Raw genomic sequence first — 7,996 nt, forward strand, 5'->3', positions numbered from 1 at the left:
GAACAGAGTCGTTAAGCCCCGGAGCGCCCATGGTACTGCCTTCACCGGCGGGAGAGTAGGTCGCCGCCAACTTATCAATGCAGCGAGGCCCCGGCCCTGCGTCCCCTCATACGGGGATGCGGCCGGGGCCTCCTTCATTTATATCCTCGCCCCCACACCCACGCATGCACGCTGCAAAACACGGGCTCAGTTTTACTATTCTATCCATTTCTATAATTGCCCAAGAAATTCTGAAAATAACCACGGGTAGGGCATTTCACGTATGTGAAGCACACTAGTATTTTCTCTATATGTCTGTTTTCCGTACTCTTTTGACATTGGCCGTTCTTTCATCACTAACGGCTGGCTGCGCCCGGCGCAATAAGTCGAAGACCATTAATGTGGTTGAATCTGCTTCTACTACATCTGTATCTACACCGGCAGCACTTACTGGGGTATCGGCTGCCCGGGCGCGTGATCTGACAGATGTGATGACGGAGGAGTTACAGTTGCGGCCTGACCAGCAAACACGCGTTCGGGCTATTCTTTCAGCAACGGTAGAACAAGTGAAGGACGCGCAACAGAAGAACGCCAATAACCGCACAGCCTTACTCACAGAACTGAAGCGCATTAATACTTCTTCTGAAAGCCAATTGAAGGCTGCTTTAACACCAGAACAGTTTAAGCAGTACCAATTGAAGAAACGTTCGATGCAAGAGCAGATGCGTGCGCGGCAGACACAAGGAAAATAACGGCCAATTACATGATGGCACGCGGCGCTTTTTCTACTTGTGTTAGGATGAGTAGCTTAGAGTCCTTGTTGCGCCATTGGTCCTTGTATGTTTTTTCGTCGTCGCTCCACGTTGCCTGCTGCGCTTTCCGATAAGGAATTGCTGCATCGTTACAGAGTTAGCGGTGATGTAGCTGATCTAGGAACACTTTACGACCGGTATCTAACAGAGGTATTCGCTATTTGCAGGCGTTACCTCCGGCCCGATGAGGAAGCAGAAGACGCCGTAATGCAATTGTTTGAACAGTTGGTTGTAAAGCTGCGTCAGCATGAGGTAAGCAATTTCCCGGTGTGGCTGTATGCTACGGCTCGCAATCACTGTCTAATGATTTTGCGAGCACAACAACGAGCTGGCCCAGCGGCGGGTGGCCCACTGGTCGTGCATTTTCCGGATGCAGCAGGTATGGAATCAGCCGCGCATTGGCATCTACCAGAGGAAGATACCGATGCTTACTTAACTGAAGAACGCTTGCAAGCACTGGAACAGGCGTTAGTAGATTTGCCCTCGGAGCAGCGCCGTTGTCTGGAGTTATTCTTTCTGGAAAAGAAATGCTACCGTGATATTGCCGCTGAGACCGGCTTTGATCTGAAACAGGTGAAAAGCTATCTGCAAAATGGCAAGCGCAACCTGAAACGTTATTTGGAGTCTACGGCTCCGCCTACTGCTACCCCCGATGTCCGCCGCTGACTTGCCTCGCATATCTTACGCCAATCCAACGGAAGGGCATTTGCCGCTGCCGTTGTTGCAGCAGTATGCAGCTGGCACGTTGTCAACTACGGAACAGCATAGGGTAGAAGCGCACACGCTGATATGCAGCCGTTGTGCTGATATTTTGGATGGTTTGATGCTGTCTGATGCCGATACCACTGACCACGCTATAGCTGGGCTGCGGGAGCGCCTGCAAGCGCGAGTTGGGCAGCCGGAAGCTGCTACACGAACCGTATGGCCTTGGCAGCCGATGGCAGCCGCGGCAGCACTAGTATTAATGCTGAGTTCAGCGCTTTGGATTGGTACGCAACAACGGCAACTAGAAGTAACTTCTGCGCCAGCTATTGCCAAAATACGACCCATTGTACCAAAACTAACCCTACCTGCCGCAGCAGCAACAGAGCAGGCTGTTGCTAGCGTGTCTGCGGTAGCTTCAAAACAGGTAAAACAAGTAAGAGCACCGAGATCTGCCGCGCAGGTGACGGCTAATCGCCGTAAGGTTGCCCTCACTAACAGCAGGGTAGCAGACGGTGATGAGACGCTGGCCATGCTAAGTGCCGCGAGTTCATCGGAACCAGCAGCGGCAGCCGATGTTCCTACCCTGGCTCGTTCGGCTGCGGGGCTATCGAATACAGCTGATCAACTGCTACCCCAATCTGACTCGGCAGTAAAAGCAACGCGCTTAATACGTGGCCGCATCACCGATACACAAGGACAGCCCCTACCCGGTGCTACCGTGCAAGCTTCCGGTGCTGCCGCTAGCACAGCCACAGCTGCCGACGGTACGTTTTCCCTGCGCGTGCCCAAACCTGTCGTGCAGGTGCAAGTATCATCCCGCGGCTTTCTAGCGCGTCAGCAGCCATTAAAGCAGGATACGGTTGTACAACTTACGTTGGCCCTGACGCCCGATTCTCAGCAGCTAAATGAGGTAGTGATGGTGCGTCGCGAAAAGGCGCCTGCCCCGGTAGCTGTAGATGCTCTACCTGCGGGTGGGTATCCAGCGTTCAAGCAGTATTTGAAGGACTCGTTGGACTACCCTATGAAAGCTTTGGAAGACCGGAAGGAAGGTACCGTGCAGCTAAGCTTCACAGTAGCTACCGATGGAACAGTGCAAGACGTTAAAGTGCTACGCCGGGTATCAGAAGAAATTGACACCGAAGCCATGCGGCTACTGCGCGAGGGGCCAAAGTGGTTTCCGGCCATTCGCAATGGCCGCCGGGTAGCGCATCCAGTACGTATTAGTATTCCTTTCCGATTAGGAGAGCATTGATAGACACGAAAAAGCCACCCGGAATAATTTTCCAGGTGGCTTTTTTTAAGAATGAAAGCAATGTGCTACTTAGCCGCTATAGCCGCCGCCGTTTTCGGGAGTAGTGGCGCTGCCGGGCGTATGGGTTTCGGGTAGGTCCCGCTTTTCCACTTCTACTTCTACGTCGCTGTAGTCGCTCAACACTCCTTCGGGTGCTTTAATGTACGAGTCGTCTTCGTGGGTGGTATTACCTACTACTCCGTTGGCAGTAGCAGTAGATTTTTCGTTTTCTTGGTCGTTGTTGATGGGATGCTGACTCATGGATGCGGTGCTTGATTTGAGTGTGATGTTGATAGATATGCGGCAACATGGTCCTTGCAAGCCCATGTTGCGGCAAGGGTAGCGTTGTTTCTGATGAGGTCGGGTTACTGACCATCTTTCCTAGTTGTTCTAAGAAGATAGGGGTTCTCACCCACGCGCATCAAAGTGAAATCACGCTGAATGATTGTACGCAGCTTTGTGGCAAATGGTCGGGATGTAACCGTGGCGGGTGGTTGCCGTTGCGTACTTTTACCCCGTAATCAATTCTCCACCTAGCTATTCAGCTTTTATGCAGTTTCGTACCGAGAAGGATACCATGGGCACTGTGCAGGTTCCCGTTGATGCCTATTGGGGCGCTCAGACGCAGCGTTCTATCGAGAATTTCCAGATTGCCCAGGACATCAACCGGATGCCCAAGGAAATCATTCGCGCATTTGCCTACCTCAAAAAAGCCGCGGCTCTCACCAACCGCGATGCCGGTGTGCTACCCGCCGACAAGGCCGAGCTAATTGCCAAAGCGTGCGACGAAATCCTGGCCGGTGAGCTAGCTGACCAGTTTCCGCTGGTGGTGTGGCAAACAGGCTCGGGCACGCAGTCGAATATGAACATGAATGAGGTAGTGGCCTACCGCGGCCACGTGCTGCAAGGCGGCAGCCTCACCGACGAGAAAAAAGTGCTGGCCCCGAACGACGACGTAAACAAGTCGCAGTCGAGCAACGACACGTTCCCGACGGCCATGCACATTGCCGCCTACCAGATTCTGGTTGAAACCACCATTCCCGGCATTGAGAAGCTGCGCGACACGCTGAAAGCGAAGTCGGAGAAGTTTATGCACGTGGTGAAAATCGGCCGTACGCACTTCATGGACGCCACGCCGCTCACGCTGGGCCAGGAGTTTTCGGGCTATGTGTCGCAGCTCGACCATGGCCTGCGGGCTATTAAGAACACGCTGGCCCACCTCTCGGAGCTGGCGCTGGGCGGCACGGCTGTGGGCACAGGTATCAACACGCCCGCTGGCTACTCCGAAAACGTGGCCAAGCACATTGCCAACCTCACGGGCCTACCTTTCGTGACGGCAGAAAACAAGTTTGAGGCTCTCGCCGCCCACGACGCCATTGTGGAAGCCCACGGCGCCCTGAAAACTGTGGCGGTGGCGCTGATGAAAATCGCCAACGACGTGCGCATGCTCAGCAGCGGCCCCCGCGCTGGTATCGGTGAGCTGCACATTCCCGACAACGAGCCCGGCTCCAGCATCATGCCGGGCAAGGTGAACCCTACCCAGTGCGAAGCCATGACGATGGTAGCGGCCCAAGTAATGGGTAACGACGTGGCCATCACCGTGGGTGGTTCCATGGGTCATTTCGAGCTGAACGTGTTCAAGCCGGTGATGATCTACAACTTCCTGCATTCGGCCCGCCTGATTGGCGATGTATGCGTGTCGTTCAACGATAAGTGCGCTGTGGGCATCGAGCCCATTGAGGCCAACATCAAGAAGCATGTTGATTCGTCGCTGATGCTGGTAACGGCCCTGAACCCGCATATTGGCTACTACAAAGCCGCTGAAATTGCCCAAACGGCTCACAAAAACGGTTCTACGCTCAAGGAAACAGCTTTACAGCTAGGCTACCTCACCGCCGAGCAGTTCGACGAGTGGCTGAAGCCGGAGGATATGGTAGGCGACCTGCCGAAGTAACACAAGCGCATCTTTAACGTGCACCGACGAAGCCGCTCTGCCTACCCTGGCGGGGCGGCTTTTCTTTTTTCGGCATCTTTACAAAACCATCCCTGCCCTACCCGCCTATGGACTACACCCGCGACATCATCCTCGAAAACAACCGCGTACGGCTGCGCCCGTTGGAAACGTCCGATTTCGAGTACCTCAAGCGCATTGCGTTTGATGAAGAAATTTGGCGCTATATGACCACGCTGGCCCCGCGCAACAACGTGGAATTGGCCGCCTACGTGGCCCAGAGTATCCGGGCACGGGCCGACAAGCAGCGCTACCCCTTCGTGATTATCGACCGCGAAACGGGTCGCATTGCGGGTTGCACCAGCTACGGCAACATGGCGCTGGCCGATCGTCGCCTAGAAATTGGCTGGACGTGGCTGGGTACGGAATTTCAGCGCACGGGCATCAATCGGGCTGCCAAGCACCTGCTGCTGCACTACGCTTTTGGCGAGCTGGATTGCGAGCGGGTAGAGTTGAAAACCGACGCTCGCAACCAGAAGTCGCGTGAGGCAATGGTGCGCATGGGTGCTACCGAGGAGGGCACCCTACGCAGCCACATGGCCCTACCCAACGGCCAGCGCCGCGACACAGTGTACTACAGCGTTTTGCGGCCGGAGTGGGACGAACTGCGCCAAAACGTTTTTCACGAGTTCGACAGCCGTGGCTGAGCCGTCTGCATCGGATCGGGCGCGGCGACAGTCTATGTTGCGCAAGCGTATTGCTAGCTTTGGGCACGCGTTCCGGGGGGTAGGGTCGGCATTGCGCTCCGAGGTGCACCTGCGCTTTCATGCCCTAGCCACGGTGGTGGTGGTAGGGCTGGGGTTTTACTTCGACATCACCCGCACGGAATGGGCCTTGGTAGCTGCCGCCGTAGGTAGTGTATGGAGCGCCGAGCTGGTGAATACGGCAGTGGAAGCCGTGGTGGATCTGGTGTCGCCAGACTACCACCCGCTGGCGGGTAAAGCCAAGGACGTGGCCGCTGCCGCGGTGCTGCTAGCTGCCTTGGGTGCGCTGGTGGTCGGACTGCTCATTTTCGTGCCGCGGCTGCTGGCGTAAGCAAGAGGTAAGAAGCAAGGAACAGTAAAAGCGCAATAAAGAACAATTGCGACCCAACGGCGTAAGTTCAGCGGTAGCAAGGTTCTCACCCATTGCTCTTTCTTCACTGCTCATCGCCCATTGCACCATGCGTGTTTCCTATTCCCTGCTTCTGGCAGCTACTCTACTCACTGGCGCGGCGTGCAGCCGGGTTGATGTAAATACGCCTACTGCTGACCCTAATAACGGTTTGGCGCACCCGTTCTCTACCCCGGCGCCTACCAGCGCCAACACGGTAGTGCCAGTGCCCAACGACGATATGCCGCTGGACACCACTCGCCGGCCCGACTGGATCAATACTCGTATCCAAAAAATTCAGTCGACGCGGCAGTTGAACCCGCCCGCCCAGATGTACCGCTACGAATACCGCGGCCAGACGGTGTACTACGAAACCATCAGCGGGGCCGACCAGTTTAGCACCCTCTACGACACAACCGGCAAAGTCCTGTGCCACCCCGAAGGCGGCCTAACCGGCAAAGGCGACGGCAACTGCCCCGACTTCGAAAAGCGCCGCACCGGCGGCGTACTCGTCTGGACCGACCAGCGGTAAGATGGTGAAATAAAGAGTTAAAAAGAAGGCTGTCATCCTGAGCATTCCGCGTATCAAGCGGCGACGAAGGACCATCTCACGTGAGAACGAGTCGTTGGTACGATGGTCGTTCAACTGGCATAAGGTCCTTCGCAAGCTCAAGATGACAGCCGTACTTTTTAACTACCCATTTTACAGGTCACTATTTCACAATCTTGTAATTTCACCCCATGATCAATACCAACGAAAAGCTTGCTGTATACAACGTGTGGGCCAACGACACGCTGCTGCGCCACCTCGATAAAACCGTTGCCGAAACCGGTCAGCCTATTCCCGCCAACGTGCTGCGTCTGTTCAGCCACGTGCTCAATGCGCAGTATATCTGGATTGGTCGCCTTACCAACACGCCCAGCCCCGTGAAAGTGTGGCAGGAGCACCTTCTGGAAGAGCTGCACCGCATGCACGAGCAAACCTCGGAGCGCTGGCTGGGCATGGTGCGCGCCGCCGATGATGCTGAGCTGAGCCGGACCATCACCTACACCAACTCGGCCGGCGACGGCTTCACGAGCGTAGTATCGGACATCTTCACGCACATGCCCGTGCACGCCAACTATCACCGCGGGCAGGTAGCCATCAAAATGCGCGATGCGGGCCTGGAGCCCATCAACACCGATTTCATCACCTACTGCCGCCAGCTCGATGCTGGGCAAGTAGTAAGTCTGTAACTGACTGATTAGCTTTTTTTTTGCCCCTTCTGCTTATCCCGGAAGGGGCTTTTGCTGTTTAAGGGGTAGGAACTCTGTTTTTCATCTCTCTTCTGTCCCAATGTCTGATTTTTCACCGCCCACGCCTACCCCCATCCTCAATCCCGAGCGCCTGGAGAGTTCTTACTCTTACACCGCCTACCGCCAGCTTGTAAACGACCTGCTGGCCCAAGGGAAAACCACCGGTCCGCAGCAAACCGAGGAATTGGTGCAGTACACCAAGTTGAACGAGCAGCGCATGTCGCGCCTCGACAAAACAACGCATGTACTACCCGCCCTGGCCGACGCGGCTGTGCACGTGCCCTACCCCCTGGTGTGGCTGATTCTGACCGAAGGCTGGTGCGGCGACGCGGCCCAGATTGTGCCCGTGTTAGAGCACGTGGCGGAGGCCTCGGCCGGTAACATCCGTACCCGCTACCTGCTGCGAGACGAAAATCTGGACCTGATGGAACGCTACCTCACCGGCACCAGCCGCGCCATTCCCCGCCTCATCGTGCTTCGCGCCGACACTTTGGAGGAAGTAGCCCAGTGGGGCCCACGCCCCGCACCCGCGCAAGATATTGTGAATCAGGCCAAAGCAGAGGGGATAGACCATGACGAGTTCATCACCCGCGTGCACACTTGGTACGCCCACGACAAAACCCAGACGTTGCAGCAGGAGATGCTGGAACTGATCCAAGGATTACAGTAGTAACAGAGAAGGGGGGTGTGCGTTGCGCGGGGGGCCCCTCTTTTTTTTTTGTTTGGGGTAGGGTTTTTCTGGTTTTTGCTTTCCTGGTTGGGGGTGTTCGTGTTCGTTATTGGTTTTTCCGTGGGGGGTTGGTGGTTTTT

The 7,996-nt window shown here is 55.7% G+C and carries 10 protein-coding genes and 1 pseudogene; 10 read left to right on the forward strand and 1 reads right to left on the reverse strand.

Features of this window, described 5'->3' with window-relative positions; translation table 11 throughout:
- Nucleotides 1–290: 290 nt before the first annotated feature.
- From KYK14_RS20740 to KYK14_RS22230, 4 genes and pseudogenes are all read left to right on the forward strand, one after another.
- A complete protein-coding gene (locus KYK14_RS20740) occupies nt 291–731 on the forward strand; it encodes a hypothetical protein (protein ID WP_219161608.1) in 441 nt (146 codons plus the stop codon).
- 87 nt (nt 732–818) lie between these two features.
- Entirely contained in the window at nt 819–1,457 is a 639-nt protein-coding gene (locus KYK14_RS20745) for an RNA polymerase sigma factor (RefSeq protein ID WP_219161609.1), read from the forward strand.
- Nucleotides 1,444–1,584, forward strand: a pseudogene (locus KYK14_RS22620) (zf-HC2 domain-containing protein); the annotation flags it as partial. The gene KYK14_RS20745 and the pseudogene KYK14_RS22620, both read left to right, overlap by 14 nt.
- 372 nt (nt 1,585–1,956) lie before the next feature.
- Nucleotides 1,957–2,748: a TonB family protein gene (locus KYK14_RS22230; protein ID WP_343217146.1), complete on the forward strand. Its 792-nt coding sequence runs from the start codon at nt 1,957–1,959 to the stop codon at nt 2,746–2,748.
- Between the two features lie 69 nt (nt 2,749–2,817).
- Here the strand turns inward: KYK14_RS22230 and KYK14_RS20755 are convergent, their stop codons facing one another.
- Nucleotides 2,818–3,048, reverse strand: coding sequence for a hypothetical protein (locus tag KYK14_RS20755; RefSeq protein WP_219161611.1), 231 nt, complete (start codon nt 3,046–3,048; stop codon nt 2,818–2,820).
- Nucleotides 3,049–3,337: 289 nt separating this feature from the next.
- On the opposite strand from KYK14_RS20755, the gene fumC reads away from it, so the two are divergent.
- The 6 genes from fumC to KYK14_RS20785 all read left to right on the forward strand — a co-directional run bounded on the left by fumC (nt 3,338) and on the right by KYK14_RS20785 (nt 7,856).
- A complete protein-coding gene (gene fumC / locus KYK14_RS20760) occupies nt 3,338–4,741 on the forward strand; it encodes a class II fumarate hydratase (RefSeq protein ID WP_219161612.1) in 1,404 nt (467 codons plus the stop codon).
- A gap of 107 nt (nt 4,742–4,848) precedes the next feature.
- Nucleotides 4,849–5,445, forward strand: coding sequence for a GNAT family N-acetyltransferase (locus KYK14_RS20765; protein WP_219161613.1), 597 nt, complete (start codon nt 4,849–4,851; stop codon nt 5,443–5,445).
- A 34-nt stretch (nt 5,446–5,479) separates the two neighbouring features.
- Nucleotides 5,480–5,833, forward strand: a complete 354-nt coding sequence (locus tag KYK14_RS20770; RefSeq protein WP_208306950.1) for a diacylglycerol kinase family protein — start codon at nt 5,480–5,482, stop codon at nt 5,831–5,833.
- Between the two features lie 127 nt (nt 5,834–5,960).
- Nucleotides 5,961–6,422, forward strand: coding sequence for a DUF6970 domain-containing protein (locus KYK14_RS20775; protein ID WP_219161614.1), 462 nt, complete (start codon nt 5,961–5,963; stop codon nt 6,420–6,422).
- Between the two features lie 209 nt (nt 6,423–6,631).
- Complete coding sequence (locus KYK14_RS20780) at nt 6,632–7,126, forward strand: DinB family protein (RefSeq protein ID WP_219161615.1); 495 nt, start codon at nt 6,632–6,634, stop codon at nt 7,124–7,126.
- Between the two features lie 100 nt (nt 7,127–7,226).
- On the forward strand, nt 7,227–7,856 hold the full coding sequence (locus KYK14_RS20785; protein WP_185281806.1) for a thioredoxin family protein: 630 nt from the start codon (nt 7,227–7,229) through the stop codon (nt 7,854–7,856).
- The last annotated feature ends 140 nt before the right edge of the window (nt 7,857–7,996 follow it).

The sequence above is a fragment of the Hymenobacter profundi genome (assembly GCF_019334315.1).
Taxonomy (GTDB): Bacteria; Bacteroidota; Bacteroidia; order Cytophagales; family Hymenobacteraceae; genus Hymenobacter; species Hymenobacter profundi.